Genomic DNA, 22,269 nt, shown 5'->3' with positions numbered 1-22,269 from the left:
GGCTCCTAGCCTCGGAGGCTCGTCGGGATCAGCAGTCCGTTGGTGGTGACCTCGAACTTCACGCCCGCTCCGTACATCGTGCTCGTGGACTCCGCGAACGGCATCACCTCGAGGTTAGCGATCGCCGAGGCCTGCGCGGCAGTCCACGCGTCGCAGCTGTCATCGCCGGCCAGCTGCTGCGCCTCGGCCGTCAGGTCGAAGAACTCCTGGTTGGTGTTGTACGTCCAGTTGCCGCCGTTCGGGGGGAACGGACCCGAGAGGATGCCTGCCCAGGTGGAGGGCAGCGTGGTGGAGATCGGGGCCCAGATGAGGTCCCAGTCGCCGCCCTGGAAGATGACGTCGGTGTACGACGACGACGGTGCCGGAGTGACCTCGACGCCGATCTCGCCCAGCTGCTGCTGGATGAGCTCGATGCCGGCCACGACCGACTGCGCCTCCGTGGACGGGTAGACGAAGGTGAGCTCCAGCTTCGCACCGTCCTTCTCCCGCACGCCGTCGGCGCCCACGGTCCAGCCGGCGTCGTCGAGCGATGCGGCTGCCGCGTCGGCGTCGAAGCCGATGAGCGACGTGGTGGCATCCGCCCCGACGCACACCGCGGTGAACGAGGAGACGAGCGAGGTCATCAGTTCGCCGCGACCACCAGTGGAGACCGAGGCGACCTCGTCGCGGTCGATGCCGCCGGCGATGCCCTCCCGCACCAGCAGGTCGTTGGTCGGGCGTCCCTCCGACTGGTTGAAGAACATCAGGCCGGGACGGGCGGGCACGTCGATCGTGAACAGATCGCCGCTCTCCAGCCGGTCGCGATCCGTGCCGCCGACCTCGGCGACGTTGATCTCGGAAGACAGGAGCATGTTCGCGCGCGTGGGCTCGGTGTCGACGACCTCCAGCTCGACGGTCTTCGGCAGCCCCTCGGTGTCGCTCGTGACGTCGCCGGGACCCCACGTATAGTCGTCGCGCAGGGCGAGCGTGTAGGTCTGCCCGGGCGAGGAGTCCTCGAGCGTGTAGATACCGGTGCCGACGGGGGTGGTGTCGAGCGACGCGGGGTCCTCAATACCCGCCGCGCACACGACCGGCATCTGGCCGATGTTGCTGAGCAGGAAGCTCTGTGGCTGCGCGCTGGTGAACGTGACGGTGCGCGAGGCGTCGTCAGCCTCGACGGTCAGGCCCTCGGCGGGGAAGTAGACGCCGGAGTACGGCGATGCTGTCTCGGGGTCTGCAGCGTAGTCGAACGAGGCCTTGACGTCGGAGGCGGTGAGCTCGGAGCCGTCCGTGCAGACGATCCCCTCCTTCAGCACGAACGACACCTCGGTCGTCGATTCCGTCCAGCTCTCGGCGAGCAGGCCCTCGGCGTCCTTGCCGTGGGCGAACGACATGAGGGTCTCGTACAGGTAGGCCGAGACCTCCTGCCCCGCCTGCGTCGCGTTCGTGATCGGGTTGAGCGAACCCGGGTCGGCGGCGATGGCGATGGTGGCCTTCTCGACCGCTCCGCCTCCCGACCCGTCTCCCCCGCCGGCGCAGCCGGTCAGGGCGAGTGCCGTCACGCCGACGACCGCGGCTACGATGCTGCGTCTCATGGGTGTCCTCTCTTCACAGAACCCTCGGGCGGGTCCCACTTATTGAATATTATGAATTGCTCTATATCGCCTCGTGTCGGCGGTGTTTCGAGTTTGTTACCGGTCACGAGTGGTCGTCGAGAAGGGCGGCGGCGCCCATCACCGACTTCAGTTCGAGGAACTCCTCGAACCCGTGCACGCCGCACTCCCGGCCGACGCCCGACTGCTTGTACCCCCCGAAGGGAGCCCCCACGTCGAGCCCGGCGCCATTGATGCCGACGGTGCCGGTGCGCATGCGCAGCGCTACCTCGAGGGCGCGTCGAGGGTCGCTCGACCACACGCCGCCCGACAGGCCGTACACGCTGTCGTTCGCCAGGTCGACAGCCTCATCGACCGTGGCGTACGGAGTGATCGTGAGCACCGGACCGAAGACCTCCTCGTGGAAGATCCTCATGTCGGGTGTCACATCGGTGAAGATCGTGGGCTGCACGTAGGCGCCGCCCGCCGTCGGTTCGACGATATCGAGGCCGCCGGTCAGCACGCGCGCACCCTCGGCGATCGCCGTCTCGATGTGCGACCGCACCCGCTCGCGCTGCAGCGCCGAGGCGACCGGACCGGTGGCCGTCCCCTCCGCACGCGGGTCGCCGGGAGCCCAGCCCGCCGCGGCCTCGACGGCCGCGCGCTCCCACGCCTCCCGCATGCCCTCCGGCACCAGCACGCGCGTCTGCGCCGCGCAGGTCTGTCCGGCGTTCGCGAAACACGAGGCGAGCACCCCCCGCACGGAGTCGTCCAGCGGCGCGTCGTCGAGCACGATCGCCGCCGACTTGCCCCCGAGCTCAAGCGCGACCTTCTTGATGGTCGCGGCGGCGGCGCGCGCCACCTGCTCCCCCACCTGACGCGAACCCGTGAAGGTGACCATGTCCACGCCGGGGTGCGCCACCAGTGGCGAGCCGACACCGGCACCGTCGCCGTGCACGATGTTCACGACGCCGGCCGGCAGCCCGGTCTCGCGGAGGATGTCGCCCACGATCGCGGCGTTCAGCGGCGCGACCTCGCTCGGCTTGAGCACCACGGTACAGCCGGCGAGGATCGCGGCGCCCACCTTGAGCATGATCTGGTGCAGGGGGAAGTTCCAGGGCGTGATCGCGGCGACCACACCTACCGGCTCTGCGACCACGAGGGAGTTCGAGACCGCCTCGCGCTCGACGTGCGCGCGGGCGGCCTCGACCAGCCGGGCGAGGTCGGCGATCGCGACCCCCACCTGGGCGGAGCGCGCGAACGCGATCGGCGACCCCATCTCCGCACTCAACGTCGCAGCGAGCAGCTCACGGTGGCGCGCCAACCCCTCGGCGAGCGCCTCGACATGAGCGATCCGCTGCGACATCGGCGTCGTCGACCAGGTGCCGAACGCGTCCGCGGCCGCAGCCACCGCACGATCCACATCGGCAGGGCCGCCTGCCACGACGGCACCGATCACGATGCCGTCGGCCGGGCTGACGACATCGATCGAGGCCTGCCCTGCGGCATCCTCCCTGATGCCGGCGATGTCGTGCCCGATGACCATGTCAGACCCCCGCCTGCCGCACGAGATGCGCGTCGGGGGCGAGCGGCGCCGGGCGCGGCACACCCTCGTGGATCAGGTGCCACGGCGAGGGGAACTCGCCGACGGGCACGTTGATGAGGATCGGCTCGTTCGCGGGCACGGCGTCGGCCAGCACCCCCGAGAGCTCCTGCGGGGTGGTCGCCCGTGCGGAGCGGATGCCGAACGCCTCGGCGAGCGTGCCGTAGTCCGGGTTGGTGAGGTCGCTGGCGAAGTAGCGAGCCCCGTACCGGTTCTTCTGGATGCGGCGCACGTTGCCGTAGAACCCGTCGTGGAACACGATCGTGACGAGGCCGAGACCGTAGCGCTTGGCCGTGGACAGCTCCTGCAGCGTCCACGAGAAGCCGCCGTCGCCGTTCACCGACACGACGGCGCGGTCGGGGTCGGCCGCCTTGACGCCGAGAGCCGTGGCGAAGCCATAGCCGAGCGTGCCCTGGTAACCGGGGCCGATGTAGGTGCGCGGTTGGTACGCCGGATAGCAGGCGCTGGCGGCGTAGCCCACCTGCGTGAACTCGCTCACGAAGACGCCGTCCTCAGGGAGCGCGACGCGGATGGCGGACAGGTACTCGCGCTGCGGGGCGATGTCGGCGAACTGCTCGGCGAGCCAGGTGCGCACGCGCGCGAACTCGCTCTCCCGCGAGTCCCGCGTCGGGGTGCCGACCTCGGCGGCCAGCGCGGCGAGGGCGAGGCGGGCATCGGCGTGCAGCGTCTGCGCGGCGACACGTGGACCCTCGAGGTCGGCAGCCTCCGCGTTCACGAGGATCACGGGGGCGCCGTTCGTGTCGACCTGGGTGCCGAACGTCGAGACGAAGCGCGTGCCGACGGCGAGCACCAGGTCCGCGTCCTCGCGGAACGCCCGGAGGGCGAGGGAGTCGAACGCCAGACGGTGGCGGGCGTCGAGCGCGCCTCTGCCGTTCTCCGTCATGAGAACGGGAGCTTCCAGCGCCTCGGCGAGGGCCTGGAGCGCGACCGACGCGTCCGCAGCGAGCACTCCCCCGCCGACGACGATCATCGGACGCTTCGCCGCGAGCAGGCGGGCGGCCGCTTCGCGGATCTGCCGCTCGTCCGGAGCGAGAGGCGCGGCGGCCACGAGCTCCGCGGCAGCGGTGCGCGACGTGGCGGCCAGCACATCGGGCGGCACCTCCAGCGCGACGGGGCGCGGGCGACCGCTGCGGAGCTGCGTGAACGCCTCGCGCACGAGTCCGGGGATCTCGTCGGCGGATCGAGCAGCGCCTGTCCACTTCGTGAGGCGCTGCAGGATCCCCGTCTGGTCGGGGATCTCGTGGAGGGCGCCGAGCCCGCGACCGATGGCCTGCGAGTCGATCTGGCCGGCGATGAGGAGCATCGGCGAGTTGGCCGAGTACCCCGTCGCGAGTCCCGACAGAGCGTTCAGCACCCCGGGGCCTGGTACGACCATCGCGACGCCGACGTCGCCGGTGCTCCGCGCGTACCCGTCGGCCATGTAGGTGGTGGCCTGCTCGTTGCGCGCGCAGATGAAGTCGACCTGGTCGGTGCGGGAGTGGAGGGCGTCTGCGGCGGCATCGAGCTGAACGCCCGGGATGCCGAAGATCCGTGAGACGCCCTGGTTGATGAGGGAGTCTGCGAGCAGATCGCCACCGGTGGGGTCGGTCATCTGTTTCCTCTCGTGAGTAGGATAGCGAGATTGACTGTATTAGATACATTCAATTAGCGCAAATAGAGGAATCGCCCAGAACCAGCGCCGCAGCGCTGCGCGCGCTCCTTAGGATGTGAGTCATGACCACCACTCAGGATGAAGCGCGCACGTTCCAGCGGGTCGCGCCAGCGCAGTCCGTCGCCGACCGTGTGGTCACCGAAGTCGAAGCGATGATCAAGACCGAGGGCCTCGAGCCCGGCCACCGCATCGGTACTCGCCAGGAGCTGTGCGAGCAGTTCGGTGTGGCCCCTGCGACGCTCGGCGAAGCGCTGCGGGTGCTGCGGGCCCGCGGCTCGGTCGATCTGCGCCCCGGCCCCGGGGGTGGCATCTTCGTCGCCGACCAATCGCCGCTGATCCGCCTCGCCCACTCCGTGCTGCGTCTGCGGCAAACCGGTGCTCCGGTGAACGACGTGATCAAGGTGCTCGACGCGCTCGACGAGGCGGTCATGCACGACGCCGTGCAGAACCGCACCGACGCCGACATCGCCGACCTCGAAGCCGTGATGGCGGATCTCGTGGAGCACTGGCACGACCCCATCGAGGGCCTGCACGGCAACTGGCGACTTCACCGGCGCATCGCCGAGATCTCCCCCAACGCCGTCCTGCGCACGTTCTACCTGAACCTCGTCGACTACATCGAGGGCGAGACCGCGGGGGCGGCGACCGACGATGCCCTGGCCGTCCCTGGCTTCCGCCAAGACACGGACGAACGCCTGAACATCCATCAGGCCCTCATCGAGGCGATCCGCTCCGGTGACGTGGAGGTCGGCCGCAAGGCCGTGCTGGACCACCGCACACTCGGGCGGTGACGAACCGCGCCCGAGATCCGCACCGCTGATCTAGGCGTCCCCGACCCCCACGTGGCGCCAGGCGAGGGCGGCGAGGGCCGCAGCCTGGTCTCCGAGCACCGCGTCGTCGAACCGGGCGCGCGGAGAGTGGTTCATCGGGATGTCGTCGGGGTCCTCGTCCGGCGGGGTCGCGCACAAGAACAGGAACGCTCCCGGCACCTCGCGAAGCACGAAGGAGAAATCCTCCGACGCCATCCAGGGGACGGTGATCTCCTCGACCCGGTCGGCGCCGAACTCCGACCGCAGCACCGCGGCAGCGGCCGTCGTCTCGGCCGCCGTGTTGACCGTGACCGGATAGCCGATGATCACCTCGACGTCAGCCGTACAGCCGTGCGCCGCGGCGACGCGCTCGATCAGCCGAGGGAGCTCGGCCTGCGCGTGCGCGATCGACTTCTCGGACAGCGTGCGCAGGGTTGCCGCGAAGCCGGCGTCGTCCGGGATCACGTTCGTGATCTCCCCGGCGTAGAGCGTGGTGACCGACAGCACGATGGGGTCGAACACATCGACACGGCGAGTGACCCACGCCTGCAGCGCGAGGATCAGCTCGGCCACCACCGGTACCGGGTCCACGGCCTGCTGCGGCCGCGACCCGTGCCCTCCGCGTCCGTGCACGCGCACCCGCAGCACGTTCGCCCCCGCCATGATCGTGCCGGCCTTGAGCTGGAACACGCCGCGCTCCCCCGGCCCGACGTGGATACCGTATGCGGCCTCGACCCGTGAGCCCGCAGCGTCGAGCACGCCGTCGCGGATCATGAGCGGAGCACCCCCGCCGGCCTCCTCGCCGGGCTGGAACATGAAGACGACAGAACCGGCTAAGCGGTCGCGTCGGGCCGCCAGCAGACGTGCGGCTCCCACCAGCCCGGCGACGTGCAGATCGTGCCCGCAGGCGTGCATCGCCCCATTGGTCGACGCGTAGTCGAGGTCGGTCTCCTCGACGATGGCGAGGGCGTCCATGTCACCGCGCAGCAGCACGGACGGCCCCTCGGTCGCACCGCGCAGCACGGCCGTGACCGAGCTGAGGTCGGATCCGGTGGTGATCTCCAGCCCCAGACCGTCGAGCGCGTCGAGCACGGCGCCTTGTGTGAGCGGCAGGTCGAAGCCGGGCTCGGGGATGCGGTGCAGCCGACGGCGCAGCTCCACCAGGTCCGACTGCATTCCGACGGCGTCGTCGCGCAGCGTCATCCGTTCTCCTCTCGCGGCGCGAACGGTGCGGTGTACACCGTGCGGCCCTCGATGAGCACCTCCCGGACGGTCGAGGCGACGTCGAGCGGGTCTCCGGTCCACAGAACCACGTCCGCGTCCCTGCCGGGCTCCAGCGCGCCGACTCGGTCGTCGATGCCGGCGATCGCCGCAGCGGTCGAGGTCATCGCGGCGAGCGCGGTCTCCCTCGCCAGCCCGGCCCGCACGGCCACGGCCGCCTGCATCGCGAGCAGACCGATCGGCACGACGGGGTGGTCGGTGGTGAGCGCGACACGTACGCCCGCGGCGGCGAGCGCGGCGAGGTTCGCGGGGTCAGCCTCGCGCACCTCCACCTTGGAGCGGCTTGACAGGATGGGCCCGTAGATCACGGGCACATCGCGTTCGGCGAGGACACCGGCGAGCTTGTGCGCCTCGGTGCCGTGGTTGAGCACGAGCCGGAGGCCGAATTCGTCGGCGATGCGTAGCGCCGTCGCGATGTCGTCATGCCGATGCGCGTGCTGCTCCCACGTGAGCGTGCCGTCGAGCGCTTGGGTGAGTGCGTGCTTCCCGAGATCCACGGCGAACGGCGTGCCGTCGGCATGAGCCTTGTCACGGCGCGCGGCATAGTCCTGGGCGTCTCGCAGCGCCTGCCGGATGACGAGCGCGATGCCGAGCCGGGTGGAGGGCAGCTGCTTGCGCTCCCCGTAGGTCTGCTTGGGGTTCTCGCCGAGCGCCGATTTCATGCCGAGCGCGGCACGGATCACCCGCTCATCGACCGACCGTCCGCCGGCCGTCTTGATGGCGACGCTCTGCCCGCCGATCGGATTGCCCGATCCGGGCTTCACGACCACAGCGGTGATGCCTCCGGCGAGCGCGTCACGGAACGCGCTGTCCTCGATGTTGATCGCGTCGATCGCTCGCACCCCCGCGGTCACCGGCGACGAGACCTCGCTGCCGTCGAACCCGGCCGGACCGTTGGCCTCCTCATGCGCGCCGATGTGGCTGTGCGGATCGATGAGGCCGGGCAGCACCCAGCATCCGGTGGCATCGAGCACCCTGGCACCGCCCGGCACCGCGAGGTCCGACCCGACGGCATCAATGCGCCCGTCGGACAGCAGCACGGTGCCGCCGTCGAACTCCTGGCCCAGGCCGGTCACGACCCGACCTCCGACGATCGCGACCGCGTCCGTCATGCTCTCTCCTCGTCGTTCGTGCGGCGTCGCATCAGCTCCCGCGTCTTCTCCTGCAGATCGTCGACGTCCAGACTGAGGATGCCCGCCGCCGGGTCTACCCGCACCACGATGCCGTCGTCGCATTCCGGGGGCTCGCCACTCAGGTCCACCAGCGGATCGTCCACCCAGATCCACGGCAGCCCTCCGGCGTATCGACGGATGTGGGCGAGCTTGTCGAACTGCACCGGCAGGAACGGCCACGGTTCCTCCGGCAGCTCCAGCGCCTCACGGAACGCGGTGTGCGCGTTATGCCCCCATTCCGACGCCCAGACGATGTCGAAGTGCTCGGCCAGCTCGTGCAGTCGCTGCGCCGCAGCGTCGGGGATCGCGACGTCGCGCACCCAGCGCCCCCAGGCGGACAAGTGGTGCACGCTCACGGGCACGGCGGGCTCGCCCTCGATCACGACCACGTCGCTGATCCCCAGGACGAGCACCGGACGATCCCCGCCGGGTGGCCGCGCCGTGTACTTGGCCATGTCAGTCGTCCACGGCGTCGGCGAGCAGAGGCGCGTCAGGAGCACCCTCGAAGTAGTTGCCGCCCTCGATACGGATCAGCCGCTCGGATTCATCGAAGAAGACCCCCACCGGGTCGCCGCCGCCGGCCACTGCCCGATGCTGCTTGGCCATCATGCGACGAATCATCGCGATCCCCTGATCGGTGGTGGTCAGGTGGTCCTCGGAGTGCAGCGAGATGGGCCCCTGCGACTTCTGCGCCTCGTAATCTCCGGGCAGGCGCTGGTGCTCGAGGTCGGTGAGCTCCTTCCACGGCTTCCCCTCGTGCGTGGACCGCAGCTTGGCGAGGAAGTCGGGATCGCTGTCGCGCGCCACCGTGAAGATACGGAAGTTCGTGTCGTCCATCGGCACCACCCACCCGATCATGTTCGTTTGACCCGAGGCGAGCTTCGGGCTGGCGACCACGCGCAGATTCGGGAAGATCACCTCGGTCACGCGCCGCAGCTGGCGACCGTCGCCGAGGTCGCGCATCTGGATGCTGCGCACGCCCAGCGGCGTGTACTCGTACTCGACCTCAGGAATGAGCGCCATCTCCGGCGTGAACTGGTTCCCGCTGAACCTCGCGTGCAGGATCGGCACGTGGAAGGGGTCCATCACGTTCTCCCAGTGCTGCAGCCAGTTGAAGTCGAGCTGCGCCGGACCGCCTCCCCCCACCCCCTGGTCGTTCACGATGAGCTGCTCGTCGGCGGCCAGCGCCTCGAGGGTGTCGTACCGCGGCAGCACGGGCTTCTTGTCCGGTGGGCCCATGTAGGCCCAGATCAGTCCGTACTGCTCCTCGACGGGATACCAGGGCTGCCGCACGCGGTCGCGGTGCAGGCCCAGGTCGGGTTCGCACGGCTGCTCCAGGCAGTGCCCTTCGGTGTCGAACACCCAGCCGTGATAGCAGCAGCGGATGCCCTCGTCCTCGACTCCGCCGTAGAACAGCGACGCCCCGCGATGGATGCAGCGAGGGTGCAGCAGGCCCGCTTTGCCCTTCCGTGTGCGGAAGAGCACGAGCTCCTCGCCCAGCACCCGTAGCGAGACCGGGCGCGTGGTCGCGTCCTCCACCTTCGCGACCGGGTGCCAGTAGCGGCGCAGCACTTCGCCGTACGGGGTGCCAGGACCGACCTGGGCGAGCTCGTTGAGGGGCTGGCCGAGTCGCAGCCCGTATGCGGTTCCGGTGTCCATGTGGCTCCGTTCGTTGTCAGATGTCGAGGACGAGGCGATCGCCGAGCGAACGGGAGACGCAGATCATCATCGTCTCGTTGCTCTCACGCTCGTCAGGGGTGAGGATTGAGTCGCGGTGCTCCGGCGCACCGTCGACGACGGCCGTCTCACATGTGCCGCACACGCCCTCCAGGCAGGAGCTGGGCACGCCGATCCCCGCGCTCTCGAGCATCTCGAGGATGCTGCAGCCGCGGTCCACCGTGACGACGAGATCGGATCGGCTGGCCACCACCTCGAATGACTCGGCCCCCTGCGACTCACCGAAGGTCTTCGCCTGGAATCTCTCGACGTGCAGCGCGCCGCGCGGCCATGCGGCACTCATCTCCTCCAGCGCGTCGAGCATGCGCTCCGGACCGCACGCGTACACTCCGGTCTCCGCGGTCGGCGTGCCGATCCAGGCTTCCAGATCGAGCCGGTCGTCGATGTCGCCGCGCACCAGAAGCAGTTCGCCGCCCACGAGCTGCGTCGCCGGGAGGAACGCCATGCGCTCCCCCGCCGAGCCGAGGTACGCCAGGCGCCAGGGGACTCCGCGTCGGGTGGCCGCCTGGGCCATCGGGAGGATGGGGGTGATGCCGATCCCGCCCGCCACGAACACGTACTCGCTTGCGGGGATGAGCTCGAAGTGGTTGATGGGGCCGGAGGCTGTCACCGGGTCGCCGACGCGCAGCGTCTGGTGGACGTAGCGGGAGCCCCCGCGACTCGGGCTCTCGGCGAGCACCGCCACGCGCCAGGCGGTGCGGTCGTCGGGGTCGGAGCACAGCGAGTACTGGCGTTCGACGCCGTTCGCGAAGCGGAGGTCGATGTGGGCGCCCGGTTCCCACGCCGGCAGGTCAGCACCGGTGGGATCGTCCAGTTCGAGGGACAGCACGTCCCGCGCCTCCTGACGCATGGCGCGCACGCGCAGAGTGAGCCGCTGGTCCGGGGAATCGACCGCAGTGTGGGGCACCGTCGCTCCGCTCCTTCCATCGCATCCGATCGCCGCGGATCAGAATGACAACATTCTTTATATTCAATTGCGATAGTATGAAGTCCGCGCGGGCCTGTCAAACGGACACGGTCCCGGAGCGCAACGAGAGAAGGGCCATCGGATGTCGGAGCTGAGACTGCGGGGAGATCTGGACGCGATCCCCGGCTACAAGCCGGGCAAGGCGGCACCGCAGGCCGAGACCACCGGGCCCGTCTACAAGATCTCCTCCAATGAGAACCCCTACGCCCCGCTACCTTCGGTGACCGCCGCGATCGCCGACGCGCTGGCGCACATCAACCGCTACCCCGAGACCGCAGCCTCCACCCTCACCCGCGAGCTGTGCACGCGCTTCGGCGTCGAGCCGGTCAACGTGGTGCTCGGCAGCGGGTCGGTCGAGGTCGTGTCGCAGTTGATGCGGGCGACGGCCGGTGAGGGCGATGAGGTGATGTTCGCATGGCGCTCCTTCGAGGCGTACCCGATGCTCGCGAGGGCCGCCGGAGCAGTACCGGTCATGGTGCCGCTGACCACGGAGCACCGCCACGACCTCGACGCCATGCTCGCCGCCATCACGGACCGCACCCGCCTCATCCTCGTGTGCAACCCGAACAATCCGACCGGAACGGCCGTCGGGGACGCCGACCTCGACCGATTCCTGTCACAGGTGCCCGATCACATCGTGGTGGTGATCGACGAGGCGTACGTGCAGTTCAACGACCGCGCCGACTCTCCCGTCGGTATCGAGTACTTCCGCCGGTACCCGAACGTCGCCGTGGCCCACACGTTCTCGAAGGCGTACGGCCTCGCCGGCCTGCGTGTGGGATACGCGATCGCACCGGAGCAGCTGGGCATCGCGCTGCGCAAGGTCGCGATCCCGTTCGGAGTGACCGATCTGGCACAGACCGCGGCGGTGGCTTCGCTCGGGGCCGAGGACGAGCTCGATCGCCGGGTTGCGGAGCTGGTCACCGAGCGGCGGCGCGTCCTCGCCGCCTTCGCCCGCGCAGGCCTCCCCCTTCCGGAGAGCAGAGGGAACTTCGTGTGGCTGCCGCTCGGCGCCGCGACGAGCGCGGCTGCAGCGCTCCTGGAGCAGAACGGCCTGCTGGTGCGCCCGTTCGCCGGGGAGGGCCTTCGCGCCACCGTCGCCGAGACCGAGGCGAACGACCGCCTCATCGCCCTGGCACCCGCGATCGCTGCCCTCGCCGGCGAGTGACACTGTCGACCCACCCCCTTGCGTCCGCCCCGGCCCGTTACGCGCGGGCGTAGGGGGCCGGGAGGCACGGAAGGGGGCGGGTCGACGAGGGGTCAGGCGAGGAACGCGGCGAAGCGGGCGAGGGCGGCGGTGACGGCGGCGGGGTCCTCGGGTGGCTCGAAGAGAGCCGGAGGGGTGGTGTGGGCGGCGGCGGCGTGGGTCCAGCAGCCGATCACGCGGCCGTGCTCCACCACGGTCGCCCGGACCATCCCGTTCTTCCCCGGGCCGACGGCGGCGAGGTGTTCCGGAGCGCAGACGACGGTGCGGTCGGCGTAGGAGATGTAGTACTCGTCGAAGGCTCCGAGGGCGAACACGGACGGACGGCCCGCCGCGCGCCGGGGCGGGGTGCGTCCGACGAAGACCCCGTCCTCGACCTCGCTCACCCTGGTCGCCGCCCGCTCCGCCGCCTCCCGGGACCGCCCGAGCGTCAGCCCCGACCACCACGCGAAGTCCGCGACCCCGGCGGGCCCGTGTCCCTCGACGTAGCGGACGAACAGCTCGGCCAGCGGGTGCTCCGGGTGGGCGTGGTCGCGGATGTGGTCCGCCGCGAGCACGAACCGCTGCTCCCGCGTGATGCCCTCCCGCGGCACGACCGGCCCCTGCACGAGCACGCCGGAGACCGTCAGCGCGAACAGCAGATGGATGCCGCGCTGGCCCGAGGGGTCGATGCCGATGCCCTCGAGCACCGGGAAGATCTCGCCCCTGGTGAGGCCGCCGTCACGGAGCCGCGGCGTGAGCTCCCGGACGACCGCGTCGATCATGGCGTCGTCGATGCCGAGCTGCCGCTGTCGGGAGGCCGCCTGCTGCTGCTGTCGTGCGGCCGTGACCTCCAGCGCCCAGCCGAGGTCACGTGCGGGGATCGTGTGCAGCGTCCCCCGCATGGTCCAGGCCCGGACGAGGTCCCCACGGTCGAACGCGGCGTCGACGTCACGAAGCCGTACATCGCCCTTCGTCCGCACGGCCAGCGCCCACCGTCCGGCCGTGAAGTCCTGGCTCTGCACCGCGAGCAGCCGCGCCGCCGCCCCTACCACGTCCCGCCCCGGCGCGGTCAGCCCCTGCCACCGCAGCCGCTCCTCCCGCCATCGTGAGGTCTTCATGCCCCTCATCATGCCGCGACCCACCCCCTTTCGCGTGCCCCGGCCCGTTGCGTGCGCACCCAGGGGGCCGGGTCGAGCGGAAGGGGGTGGGTCGACGGTCAGAGGGTGACTTCGCGGCGGGCGGGGAGGACGACGGGGTGCGACCCCGCCATGGTCTCCAGCACCCGGATCACCTGGCAGGAGTAGCCGAACTCGTTGTCGTACCAGACGTAGAGGATGAGGGTGTCCTCGTCGGCGATGGTGGCCAGGCCGTCGATGATGCCCGCGCGGTGCGAGCCGACGAAGTCCGTGGAGACGACCTCGGGGCTCTCCACGTAGTCGATCTGCTGCCGGAGCTTCGAGTGCAGCGACACGCGGCGCAGGTAGTCGTTGACCTGGCCCTTGGTGGCGGGGCTCTCCAGCGTGAGGTGCAGCACCGCGAGCGAGACGTCCGGCGTGGGGACGCGGATCGCGCTGCCCGTGAGCTTGCCCTCCAATTGCGGGAGGGCCTTGGCCACGGCCTTCGCCGCCCCGGTCTCGGTGATGACCATGTTCAGCACGGCGGAGCGGCCGCGGCGGTCGCCCTTGTGGAAGTTGTCGATGAGGTTCTGGTCGTTCGTGAACGAGTGCACGGTCTCGACGTGGCCCTTCACGACGCCGTAGGCCTCGTCGATCGCGGCGAGCACCGGGGTGATGGCGTTGGTCGTGCACGACGCCGCCGAGACGATGCGGTCCTCGTCGGTGATCGTGTCGTCGTTGATGCCCTGCACGATGTTCTTCAGCGGGCCCTTGCCGGGGGCGGTCAGCAGCACGCGGGCGACGCCCTTCGCGCGGAGGTGCTGGGAGAGTCCCGCCTCGTCACGCCAGCGGCCGGTGTTGTCGACGACGATCGCGTCGTCGATGCCGTAGGCGGTGTAGTCGACGGCGGCCGGGTCGTCGGAGTAGATGACCTGGATGCGCGTGCCGTTGGCGATGATCTGCTCGGCATCCTCGTCCACCGTGACCGAGCCCGCGAAGCGGCCGTGCACCGAGTCGCGCAGCAGCAGCGACGCGCGCTTGACGAGATCGTTCTCGGAGCCGCGGCGCACGACGATGGCGCGGAGCCGGAGTCCGCTCCCGCCGCCGGTGTGCGCGATGAGGATGCGGACCAGCAGGCGGCCAATGCGCCCGAAGCCGTAGAGCACGACGTCGGTCGGCGATGCCGGGACCGCGCCGACGGCCGGCGCCAGGGTCTCGGCGAGATACTCCTCGAGCGGGCGGCCGCTCTCCGCGTACCCTTCCACGAGGCGGGCCACGTCGATCGACGAGGCGCCGGGGGCCAGGGCGTGGATGCCCTCGAGCACGGCCAGGCTGTCCTCGACCTCGAGGCGCTCGTGCCCGAGCTGGGCCACGCGCTCGTGCACCTCGACGAGGCCGGTCGCCGAGAGGCCGAGCAGGCGGTGGCCGTGCAACGAGGTGACCACGTCGCGCTCGCGCTTGAGAGCCCCGATGAGCGGGATCATCCGCTCCGCCAGCTCTTCGCTCGCCGTCCATTCGTCGCGGTGTGCCGCGGAATCGTTCATCTGCGTCCTTGCATGTGTGAGCGCGCGCCGAGGTCGCCGGCGCGCGCGAGGTTGCCGGGGTGTTCGGGGGATGAGTCCAGGGTACAAGCCGCGGAACCGCGCGCCGAATCGGCCGGCACGGGACCTCCCGTGCACGAGAGTTTTACGTCTACACTGGTGGAATAATGAGCAGCGCACTCCTCGGCGACGACGCCGACCTCCTCGTCCGCGGCGGCCGCATCCACACCGTCGACGCCACCGATTCCGTCGCCACCGCGATCGCCGTCCGGGACGGGGTGATCGTCGCCACCGACGCCGCTGCCGAAGCCCTCTCGGCCCGCGAAGTGGTGCAGCTCGACGGTCGCACCGCGATCCCCGGCCTCAACGACGCCCACCTCCACGCCGCCTGGCTGGGCGCGCGCTGGCCGCACCTGTTCTTCTCCGACACCACGCCCGAGGAGCAGCCCACCGGCCGCCTCGTGGCCACGGCCGATGAGCGACGCGCGGCCCTGCGTCGGGCCTGGGGCCTCCTCGCGGAGCTCGGCGTCACGAGCTACACGGAGCCGGGCATCGGCCCCGGAGAGGACCACGGCGAGACCGGCTGCTTCGGCACCGACATGCTCGACGCGTACGTGGAGCTGCACCGGGAGGGCGCGCAGACCTCGCGCGTCACGCTGCTGCGCCTGTTCGGGACGATCGACGGCGAGAGCTCCCTGGACGACTTCGCCGCCGGGCTCCCGGTGCCGCCCCCGTCGACCGATTCCCGCTGGCTCGCGATCCCCGGGGTGAAGATCTTCGCCGACGGCATCCCGCCGATGGCCACTGCCTGGACGTCGGACCCCTACCCCGACGGGACGACCGGGCACCTCCTCACGCGCGGCGATGCGGATCCGCTCAGCGCCTTCCAGCAGATGATCGCGCTGGCTGCGAGTCGCGGCTTCCAGATCGCGGTGCACGCCACCGGCGACCGCTCGATCGAGGAGTTCCTGACCGCACTGGAACGGCACGGCCGGACGCCTCCGCCGCCGGCGCCCCACCACATCGTGCACGGCGACCTGGCGACCCCCGCGCAGATCCGTCGCGCGGAACGCCTCGGCGTCGGCTTCGCCGTGCAGCCCCTCATCGCCGCGCACACGCACTCCTGGGCGGCGGTGCAGCTCGGCGAGGCCCGTGTCGCCGCCGCGTGGCCGCTGGCCGAGATGCTCTCCTCCGGGGCGCTGACCACCGTGACCAGCGACGCCCCGATCGCCACGCCGGACTGGCGCCCCAGCCTCGATGCGTCCCTCGCCCTCCTCGCCGCCGACGGCCGCGCGGACGACGCCGCGACGCGGCGCCGGCTACTGCGCACCATGACGGCCGACGCCGCGATCCAGGACGGCGCCGCGAGCTGGAAGGGCACCCTCGAGCCCGGCAAGGTCGCCGACATCACGGTGCTCGACGAGGATCCGTGCAGCCCGGGGCGCCCGTTCGCCGCCCTCCAGGTCGAGCGCACGATCGTCGACGGCCGCACGGTGTTCGCGCGCGGCTGACCACCCGCCCCACGAAAACGGCGGGCGGCATGTTCACGCATGCCGCCCGCCTCTGATCCCCCTCGGACCAGTCTCGAACCGCGGTCGTCAGACCGCGGTGGCCAGGAGCACGCGCGGGCTCCCCGGCAGGGCGACGGTGTCGCGCACCGCCCATCCGGCGTCCGTCAGCCAGCCGCGGACCTGCGACTCGGGGTACACGACGGTGCCGTCGATCACGAGGTACTCCCCCGCGTGCAGGGCGTCCAGCGCGCGCTGCTCGTCATCGTCGTCGAGGAAGAAGTCGAGCACGGTGAGCGTCGCCCCGTCGACCGCCGAAGCACGGAGCCGCCGGAAGATCTGCGCGTTCTCCTCCGCGGAGAAGCGGTGGATCACGTGGTTGGCGAACACCGCGTCGTAGGCGCCCTCGGGGGCCGCGGTCGCCGTGTCCCCCACCTCGACGGCAGCCCGGTCGGCGACACCCGCGGCCGCGACCGCCTCGGCCACGCCGTCCTCGAATCCCGGGGCGTACACGAACGTCGTGTGCAGCTCGGGGTTGCGCGCCATGACGGCGAGGGCGAACTCGGCGGACAGGCCACCGAAGTCGAGGGCCTTCGTCGCGCCGGCGAGGTCGACGAGCCGGCCGAACTCCTGCGCGTGCAGGCGGTTGTACGTCATGACGCCGGCCATGAACGTGCCCCACCGGGCGTCGTCCATCTGCAGGTCGCCGGGCTCGGTCGTGTCGACCGTGTGCGCGAACTGCAGCCAGTGCGGGTAGCTGATCTCGTCGAGGAACGTCAGGAACGGAGCGAGGTCGATGACCGCGTCGTCCCCCGTGAGGTAGGCGGACGCGTCGGGAGCCAGGGCGTAGCGCCCCTCCGTCCGGACGAGGAGACCCTTCGCGGCGAGGGCGTCGGCGAGCAGCCGGGCGATCCGCTCGCTCACCCCGCAGCGCTCGGCGATCGCCGCGGCCGTGTCGGCGCCGGCGGCGACGGCGGCGAACAGGCCGATGCGGCTGGCCTGGAAGAGCTGCTTCGCGGCCATGTAGCCGGTGGCGATGTCGAGGATGCGGGCGGCATCGGGAGTGGGGGTGTCGGTCATGGCGGATGCCTTTCGGTATGTCTACGAACGTGGGAAATAAAGGGCAGGAAGAGGCCGGGCGGCGGTCGCGGAGGTCAGTCCGCGAGGAACCCGCGCACGGCGTCGCGGAACGCGGCGGTGTGCAACGCCACGAGGTGATCGCCGGGGACGCGCCGCACCCGGACGTCCGGCAGCCGCGCGGCGAGCTCGTCGATGCCCGCGGCCATCGGATCGTCCTCGCCGCCCAGGAGCAGCACCGGCACCGCCGGCGCTCCGGCTTCGGGCGCGAACGGCTCGGTCGCGAGCCCCTCGATGAGGTCGAGCAGATCGTCCGGGCGGTTGCCGGGCAGGCTCACCATGTGCACGATCATCCCGGTCAGCGGGTCGACGGGAGCCGGTCCGCCGGCGAGCGCGGCCCGCGCGGCGGAGAGGTCGACGAGCGCGAAGGGCTCCCCCGCGCTGAGGCCGCCGAGCACGAGGCGCCGCACCGTGACACCCGGGTGCCGCGCGAGGTCCCACGCGAGCCGGGCACCGAGCGAGTAGCCGACGAGGTCGACCTCGTCCGGGCCGATCGCGTCGGCGAGCGCGTCGAGCACCGCGGAGGTCGGCACGACGCCGAGCCCGGGGGCGTCGCCGTGCGCCGGCAGGTCGAGGACCCGGCGCGGCCGGTCGCCGAGCACCGCCGTCCACTCGCTGTCCGGCCAGTCCTGCGTGCCGCGCGAGGCGAGGCCGTGCAGGAACACCACGGGTCGTTCGGGGGGAAGGGTCATGACGGGCCGTCCTCTCGGGACCGGCCCCTCGCCCTCAGCGCAGCCGCGCGAGGAACCGGTCGATGTAGTTCTCGTAGTCGGCGATGCGGTCGCCGTCCGGGTACATGAGGTTGATGACCGTCGCCCCGACCGCCGCGGAGATGTACTCGTCCGCCAGCGGGCCGTAGTCCTGATCGCGGATCGACCCCTCGTCGCGGGCCGCCTCCATGCGCGCGATGAGCGAGGCTCGCCAGGAGCCCAGGTGTCCGCGGTAGAGCTCGGCCAGCGACTCGTTCGCCATCGCGTACTCCCAGAGCGCCAGGAGCACCCGGCCCGCGGCGATCTGCTCCGGGTCGCGCGGCACGGTGGCCTGCAGGAAGCCCCGCAGCGCGTCGTCCGCCGCCACCGGCTCCTGCCCCGCGGCCTCCACGCCCTCGGACATCTGCTGCAGGATCGTCTCGAACGTCGCCGCGACGATGCTCTCCTTCCCGGGGAAGTAGTGCTTCAGCGCACCGTTCGCGAAGCCCGCCTCCGCGGCGATGCTGCGCATGGTCGCCGCCTCGAACCCACCCTTCAGGATGATGCTCTTGGCCACCTCGACGATGTCCCGTCGCCGCTGGTCGTGGTCGATGATCTTCGGCATGGCGTCCTTCCGGCCGAGTCCGGGGTGTGGCGTGTTCCGGCCTGGAGCTACCGTACCGCCGCATCGGGCACCTCCCGCAGAGCGAGCCATTGCGCCCGGCGTTCCCGCTGAGCCACCGGGTCCGCGACGGGCGAGGCCAGCCGCAGGCGCTCGGCGTACGGGTGACGCGGCGCGCGCGTGACCTGCTCCCCGTCTCCGATCTCGACGATCTCGCCCCGGTACATCACGGCGACCCGGTGACAGACCCGCCGGACGACGCCGAGGTCGTGCGAGACGAACAGGTAGGCCACGCCGGTGTCGCGCTGCAGCTCGATGAAGAGGTCGAGGATGGTGGCCTGCGTGGTGAGATCGAGCGCACTGACCGGCTCGTCGCACACGATCAGCCGCGGACCGCGCACGAGGGCGCGGGCGATCGCGATGCGCTGCCGCTGCCCGCCGGAGAACTCGCTCGGGTACCGGTCCATGCTCGCGGAGGGCAGCCGCACGCGGTCGAGCATGTCGCGCACGCGCTTCTCGGCGGCCTTCGCCCCGATCCCCGTCGTCAGCAGCGGCTCGGCGAGGATATCGCCGATGGTCAGTGCCGGGTTGAGGGAGCCGTACGGGTCCTGGAACACGACCTGCACGTCGTCGGCGAGCGCCCGTCGGGCCCGGCCGCCGAGCCGGCCGATGTCCCGGCCGTCGAAGCGGATGCGGCCCGCCGTCACCGGGGCCAGGCCGAGGATGGCCTTGCCGAGCGTCGACTTCCCGGATCCGGACTCGCCGACCAGGCCCAGGCACTCACCGGGGGCGATGTCGAGGGAGACGCCGTGCAGCGCGCGGAAGGCATGCCGACCCCGGCCGTACTCGACCACGAGGTCGTCCACCTGCAGCAGGGGGTTCACCGGAGCGGTGTTCACGCGGGGACCTCCGTCCGCCGTCCGTCGAGCGCGGCGCGACCGTCGGCTTCATCGAGCGACGCGGCGATGAGCTCGCGCGTGTACTCCTGGGTGGGCGCGGCGAAGAGGTCGTCCACAGGCCCCGTCTCCACGATGTCGCCGCCGCGCATGACGATCACGCGGTCGCAGATGTCGGCGACGACGCCGAAGTTGTGCGTCACGATGAGCAGCGCCATGCCGTACTCGGCCTGCAGCTCCCGCAGCAGTTCGAGGACCTCGGCCTGCACGGTGACGTCGAGGGCGGTGGTGGGCTCGTCCGCCACGAGAAGCGACGGCCGACCGGCGATCGCGCCGGCGATGAGCACGCGCTGGGCCATGCCGCCGGACACCTGATGCGGATAGCTGCGCATCACGCGATCGGGGTCGGACAGCCCGACCCGCAGGAGCACCTCCCGCGCGCGCTGCCGGGCGGCGGCCTTCGCGAGCCCGTGCGTGCGGCGCAGCGGCTCGATGAGCTGATGCCCGATCGTGTACGAGGGGTCGAGATTGCTCATCGGCTCCTGCGGCACGTAGCCGATCGTTCGTCCGAGCAGGGCCTGGCGCTCCTTCGGCGTCGCGTGGGTGACCTCCGCTCCACCGACCCAGATCGCGTCGGCGGTCGCCCGGCCGGTCGCGGGGAGCAGGTCGAGCACCGAGAACACGGTCTGCGACTTGCCCGACCCGGACTCGCCGACGATCCCGACGACCTCCCCTGGCGCGACGTCGAGCGTCACGCCGTGCACGACCTCGGTCTCCCCCGTCGGCGTCGCGTGGACGACGTGCAGGTTCTCGACGCGGAGGGCCGATGCCGGAGCCTCGTGGCGGACACTGCCCGTGGCGGGAGCCGCGGCGACCTCGTCCGCGGTCTCGAGCACTCCGCGCCGCCGCCGTCGGGCCGCGCGCGGCGTGCGCACCTGCACGAGCTCGGCGAGCGTGGAGCCCATGATCGCGAGGACGGCGATCGTGAGACCGAGCGCAGCGGAGGGCCACAGCAGCATGAGCGGGTAGGTGAGCATGAGCCGGAAGCCCTCGAGCATCATCGCGCCCCAGCTCGGCACGTTCGAGTCGCCGATGCCGAGGAACTGGAGCCCCGCCTGCATGCCCATGGCGATACCCGCCGTGAGCGCGGTCTGGATGATGACCGGCGGATAGACGGCCGTGATGACGTGGCGGAAGATGATGCGCGCGTCCGACAGGCCCGACACACGGGCGGCGTCGATGTACGCCTCGCCGCGGACGGCGAGCGTCTGCGACCGCGCGATGCGGAAGTACCCCGGGACCATGAAGACGCCGACGGTGACCATCAGCAGCTCGAAGTTGTTGCGGCTGCCGGCGGCGACCACGAGGAGGATGATCATCCCGGGGATCGATTGGAGGGCGTCGCTGATCCAGGTCGCGACCCGGTCGAAGACACCGCCGAAGTACCCGGCTGCGACACCCGACGGAACCCCGATGACGAGCGCCGTGACGATCGTGATGAGCGCACCCCACAGCGTCGTCCTCGTCCCGTAGATGAGGCGGCTGAGGATGTCGCGGCCGGTGGAGTCGCCGCCGAGGAGGTGCTCCGGGGAGGGCGGGGCCTTCGCGGCTGCGAGGTCGACGAGGTTCGGGTCCATCGGCGCCAGCAGTGGCGCGAACACCCCGACGAGCACGATGAGTACGAAGATGGCGAGCGGGATGGAGCCGCCGGGGTGGCGGAGGAAGCGTCGGAACAGGCTCGACCGGCGCTTCTGGGCGGCCCGGTCGAAGGCGACGCGGATGTCTGTCGTGGTCATGCGACGCGCACCTTCGGGTTGATCCAGCCGAGCACGAGGTCGAGCAGGAGGTTGATGAGGACGACGAAGACGATGGAGACCACCGTGATCCCGAGCAGCATGGGGATGTCGCCGTTCTGCGACGACTGGTTCGTGAGCTGCCCCAGACCGGGGAGGCTGAAGATCTGCTCCACCACGATGGCACCGGAGAGCAGGCCCACGAACATCAGGGCGATCACCGTGAGCGCGGCGGGCGAGGCGTTGCGGAGGATGTGCAGGTTCACCCGGGCGGCGGACAGGCCCCGGCTGCGGAGGGTGCGCACCCAGTCCTGGCGGCTCTGGGCGATCACGGCGTTCCGCAGCTGCTCGGACACGGCGACGATGCCGCCCAGGGCGAGGGAGATCGCCGGCAGCGTGATCGAGCGCAGCCACCCTTCGACGGACTGGGTCGGCGGGACGTAGCCGACGGCGGGGAACCACTGGAGCTGCACGGCCAGCCACATCACCAGGACCAGGCTCACCCAGAATCCGGGGAGCGCGAAGAGGACGACGGAGATCCCCTTGATGATCCGGTCGAACCAGGTGCCGGGGCGGAGTCCGGTGATCATGCCGAAGGCGACGCCGATGACCGCGGTGATGAGGGTCGCGAGGGTCACGACGGAGAGCGTGACGGGGACCTTGACCGCGAGCTGCGCACCGACCGGCTGGAAGTTGCGCCACGAGACGCCGAAGTCGAGCAGCACGGCGTGGGAGAACCAGTCCCAGAACTGCACGATCAGGGGGCGGTCGAGACCGATCTTCGCTGCCAGCGCCTCCTGCTGCGCGGGACTCGCCGTGGTCCCGAGGAGCGACGCGGTCGGATCGCTGATCGCGAGGTGGGCGAGGAAGAACGTGCCGATCGAGACCGCGACGAGCAGGAGGATGCCGGACAGCACCCGCTTCGCCGTGAAGAGGAGCATGGGGGCCTCTCGAGGGTGAGGAGGAGGGG

At 70.9% G+C, this 22,269-nt stretch carries 19 protein-coding genes; 3 read left to right on the top strand and 16 right to left on the bottom strand.

What is annotated here, in order from left to right; translation table 11 throughout:
• Positions 1-5: 5 nt before the first annotated feature.
• The 3 genes from ACFU8V_RS07185 to ACFU8V_RS07175 form a co-directional block, all read right to left on the bottom strand.
• The gene (locus tag ACFU8V_RS07185) at positions 6-1,574 is read right to left on the bottom strand and encodes an ABC transporter substrate-binding protein (protein WP_378870073.1); all 1,569 of its coding nucleotides are present in this window, start codon (positions 1,572-1,574) and stop codon (positions 6-8) included.
• 103 nt (positions 1,575-1,677) lie between these two features.
• Complete coding sequence (locus ACFU8V_RS07180) at positions 1,678-3,117, bottom strand: aldehyde dehydrogenase family protein (protein ID WP_378870070.1); 1,440 nt, start codon at positions 3,115-3,117, stop codon at positions 1,678-1,680.
• A gap of 1 nt (position 3,118) precedes the next feature.
• The gene (locus ACFU8V_RS07175; RefSeq protein WP_378870067.1) at positions 3,119-4,786 is read right to left on the bottom strand and encodes a thiamine pyrophosphate-dependent enzyme; all 1,668 of its coding nucleotides are present in this window, start codon (positions 4,784-4,786) and stop codon (positions 3,119-3,121) included.
• A 122-nt stretch (positions 4,787-4,908) separates the two neighbouring features.
• On the opposite strand from ACFU8V_RS07175, the gene ACFU8V_RS07170 reads away from it, so the two are divergent.
• Positions 4,909-5,637: a FadR/GntR family transcriptional regulator gene (locus tag ACFU8V_RS07170; RefSeq protein WP_378870064.1), complete on the top strand. Its 729-nt coding sequence runs from the start codon at positions 4,909-4,911 to the stop codon at positions 5,635-5,637.
• Between the two features lie 30 nt (positions 5,638-5,667).
• Here ACFU8V_RS07170 and ACFU8V_RS07165 read toward each other — a convergent pair whose 3' ends face one another.
• The 5 genes from ACFU8V_RS07165 to ACFU8V_RS07145 are packed head-to-tail and all read right to left on the bottom strand — an operon-like array spanning position 5,668 to position 10,752.
• Complete coding sequence (locus ACFU8V_RS07165; protein WP_378870061.1) at positions 5,668-6,858, bottom strand: M20 family metallopeptidase; 1,191 nt, start codon at positions 6,856-6,858, stop codon at positions 5,668-5,670.
• Complete coding sequence (locus ACFU8V_RS07160; RefSeq protein WP_378870058.1) at positions 6,855-8,048, bottom strand: amidohydrolase; 1,194 nt, start codon at positions 8,046-8,048, stop codon at positions 6,855-6,857. The genes ACFU8V_RS07165 and ACFU8V_RS07160 overlap by 4 nt, the downstream gene beginning before the upstream one ends.
• Positions 8,045-8,563, bottom strand: a complete 519-nt coding sequence (locus ACFU8V_RS07155; RefSeq protein WP_378870055.1) for a hypothetical protein — start codon at positions 8,561-8,563, stop codon at positions 8,045-8,047. The genes ACFU8V_RS07160 and ACFU8V_RS07155 overlap by 4 nt, the downstream gene beginning before the upstream one ends.
• A 1-nt stretch (position 8,564) precedes the next feature.
• Positions 8,565-9,767: a Rieske 2Fe-2S domain-containing protein gene (locus ACFU8V_RS07150; RefSeq protein ID WP_378870052.1), complete on the bottom strand. Its 1,203-nt coding sequence runs from the start codon at positions 9,765-9,767 to the stop codon at positions 8,565-8,567.
• 16 nt (positions 9,768-9,783) lie between these two features.
• Positions 9,784-10,752 carry a PDR/VanB family oxidoreductase gene (locus ACFU8V_RS07145; RefSeq protein WP_378870049.1) on the bottom strand — a complete coding sequence of 323 codons (969 nt, stop codon included), beginning with the start codon at positions 10,750-10,752 and terminating at the stop codon, positions 9,784-9,786.
• Positions 10,753-10,894: 142 nt separating this feature from the next.
• Between ACFU8V_RS07145 and ACFU8V_RS07140 the strand changes: the two genes are divergently transcribed.
• A complete protein-coding gene (locus tag ACFU8V_RS07140) occupies positions 10,895-11,980 on the top strand; it encodes a histidinol-phosphate transaminase (RefSeq protein ID WP_378870046.1) in 1,086 nt (361 codons plus the stop codon).
• A gap of 92 nt (positions 11,981-12,072) precedes the next feature.
• Here ACFU8V_RS07140 and ACFU8V_RS07135 read toward each other — a convergent pair whose 3' ends face one another.
• On the bottom strand, positions 12,073-13,116 hold the full coding sequence (locus ACFU8V_RS07135) for a winged helix DNA-binding domain-containing protein (protein ID WP_378870043.1): 1,044 nt from the start codon (positions 13,114-13,116) through the stop codon (positions 12,073-12,075).
• 98 nt (positions 13,117-13,214) lie between these two features.
• Positions 13,215-14,657 (bottom strand): glyceraldehyde-3-phosphate dehydrogenase, encoded by a 1,443-nt coding sequence (locus ACFU8V_RS07130; protein WP_378870040.1) that lies wholly within the window; start codon positions 14,655-14,657, stop codon positions 13,215-13,217.
• A 164-nt stretch (positions 14,658-14,821) separates the two neighbouring features.
• On the opposite strand from ACFU8V_RS07130, the gene ACFU8V_RS07125 reads away from it, so the two are divergent.
• Positions 14,822-16,165: an amidohydrolase gene (locus tag ACFU8V_RS07125; RefSeq protein WP_378870037.1), complete on the top strand. Its 1,344-nt coding sequence runs from the start codon at positions 14,822-14,824 to the stop codon at positions 16,163-16,165.
• A gap of 87 nt (positions 16,166-16,252) precedes the next feature.
• On the opposite strand, the gene ACFU8V_RS07120 is transcribed toward ACFU8V_RS07125, so the two are convergent.
• The 6 genes from ACFU8V_RS07120 to ACFU8V_RS07095 form a co-directional block, all read right to left on the bottom strand.
• Entirely contained in the window at positions 16,253-17,242 is a 990-nt protein-coding gene (locus ACFU8V_RS07120) for a methyltransferase dimerization domain-containing protein (RefSeq protein WP_338565650.1), read from the bottom strand.
• Positions 17,243-17,316: 74 nt separating this feature from the next.
• A complete protein-coding gene (locus ACFU8V_RS07115) occupies positions 17,317-17,991 on the bottom strand; it encodes an alpha/beta fold hydrolase (RefSeq protein WP_029989394.1) in 675 nt (224 codons plus the stop codon).
• A gap of 34 nt (positions 17,992-18,025) precedes the next feature.
• On the bottom strand, positions 18,026-18,613 hold the full coding sequence (locus tag ACFU8V_RS07110) for a TetR/AcrR family transcriptional regulator (RefSeq protein ID WP_025103887.1): 588 nt from the start codon (positions 18,611-18,613) through the stop codon (positions 18,026-18,028).
• Positions 18,614-18,660: 47 nt separating this feature from the next.
• The gene (locus ACFU8V_RS07105) at positions 18,661-19,509 is read right to left on the bottom strand and encodes an ATP-binding cassette domain-containing protein (protein WP_029989391.1); all 849 of its coding nucleotides are present in this window, start codon (positions 19,507-19,509) and stop codon (positions 18,661-18,663) included.
• The gene (locus ACFU8V_RS07100; protein WP_025103885.1) at positions 19,506-21,302 is read right to left on the bottom strand and encodes a dipeptide/oligopeptide/nickel ABC transporter permease/ATP-binding protein; all 1,797 of its coding nucleotides are present in this window, start codon (positions 21,300-21,302) and stop codon (positions 19,506-19,508) included. Before ACFU8V_RS07100 ends, ACFU8V_RS07105 begins: the two co-directional genes overlap by 4 nt.
• On the bottom strand, positions 21,299-22,240 hold the full coding sequence (locus tag ACFU8V_RS07095; protein WP_025103884.1) for an ABC transporter permease: 942 nt from the start codon (positions 22,238-22,240) through the stop codon (positions 21,299-21,301). The genes ACFU8V_RS07100 and ACFU8V_RS07095 overlap by 4 nt, the downstream gene beginning before the upstream one ends.
• Between the last annotated feature and the right edge of the window lie 29 nt (positions 22,241-22,269).

The organism is Microbacterium sp. NPDC057658 (genome assembly GCF_042799975.1).
In the GTDB taxonomy this organism is placed as follows: Bacteria; Actinomycetota; Actinomycetes; order Actinomycetales; family Microbacteriaceae; genus Microbacterium.
This window is presented reverse-complemented; position numbering and strand designations above follow the sequence as displayed.

What these genes read in the sequence shown, in the direction of transcription:
- ACFU8V_RS07185 (WP_378870073.1), bottom strand. Translation starts at nt 1,574, where the DNA reads ATGAGACGCAGCATCGTAGCCGCGGTCGTCGGCGTGACGGCACTCGCC.
- ACFU8V_RS07180 (WP_378870070.1), bottom strand. Translation starts at nt 3,117, where the DNA reads ATGGTCATCGGGCACGACATCGCCGGCATCAGGGAGGATGCCGCAGGG.
- ACFU8V_RS07175 (WP_378870067.1), bottom strand. Translation starts at nt 4,786, where the DNA reads ATGACCGACCCCACCGGTGGCGATCTGCTCGCAGACTCCCTCATCAAC.
- ACFU8V_RS07170 (WP_378870064.1), top strand. Translation starts at nt 4,909, where the DNA reads ATGACCACCACTCAGGATGAAGCGCGCACGTTCCAGCGGGTCGCGCCA.
- ACFU8V_RS07165 (WP_378870061.1), bottom strand. Translation starts at nt 6,858, where the DNA reads ATGACGCTGCGCGACGACGCCGTCGGAATGCAGTCGGACCTGGTGGAG.
- ACFU8V_RS07160 (WP_378870058.1), bottom strand. Translation starts at nt 8,048, where the DNA reads ATGACGGACGCGGTCGCGATCGTCGGAGGTCGGGTCGTGACCGGCCTG.
- ACFU8V_RS07155 (WP_378870055.1), bottom strand. Translation starts at nt 8,563, where the DNA reads ATGGCCAAGTACACGGCGCGGCCACCCGGCGGGGATCGTCCGGTGCTC.
- ACFU8V_RS07150 (WP_378870052.1), bottom strand. Translation starts at nt 9,767, where the DNA reads ATGGACACCGGAACCGCATACGGGCTGCGACTCGGCCAGCCCCTCAAC.
- ACFU8V_RS07140 (WP_378870046.1), top strand. Translation starts at nt 10,895, where the DNA reads ATGTCGGAGCTGAGACTGCGGGGAGATCTGGACGCGATCCCCGGCTAC.
- ACFU8V_RS07135 (WP_378870043.1), bottom strand. Translation starts at nt 13,116, where the DNA reads ATGAAGACCTCACGATGGCGGGAGGAGCGGCTGCGGTGGCAGGGGCTG.
- ACFU8V_RS07130 (WP_378870040.1), bottom strand. Translation starts at nt 14,657, where the DNA reads ATGAACGATTCCGCGGCACACCGCGACGAATGGACGGCGAGCGAAGAG.
- ACFU8V_RS07125 (WP_378870037.1), top strand. Translation starts at nt 14,822, where the DNA reads ATGAGCAGCGCACTCCTCGGCGACGACGCCGACCTCCTCGTCCGCGGC.
- ACFU8V_RS07120 (WP_338565650.1), bottom strand. Translation starts at nt 17,242, where the DNA reads ATGACCGACACCCCCACTCCCGATGCCGCCCGCATCCTCGACATCGCC.
- ACFU8V_RS07115 (WP_029989394.1), bottom strand. Translation starts at nt 17,991, where the DNA reads ATGACCCTTCCCCCCGAACGACCCGTGGTGTTCCTGCACGGCCTCGCC.
- ACFU8V_RS07110 (WP_025103887.1), bottom strand. Translation starts at nt 18,613, where the DNA reads ATGCCGAAGATCATCGACCACGACCAGCGGCGACGGGACATCGTCGAG.
- ACFU8V_RS07100 (WP_025103885.1), bottom strand. Translation starts at nt 21,302, where the DNA reads ATGACCACGACAGACATCCGCGTCGCCTTCGACCGGGCCGCCCAGAAG.
- ACFU8V_RS07095 (WP_025103884.1), bottom strand. Translation starts at nt 22,240, where the DNA reads ATGCTCCTCTTCACGGCGAAGCGGGTGCTGTCCGGCATCCTCCTGCTC.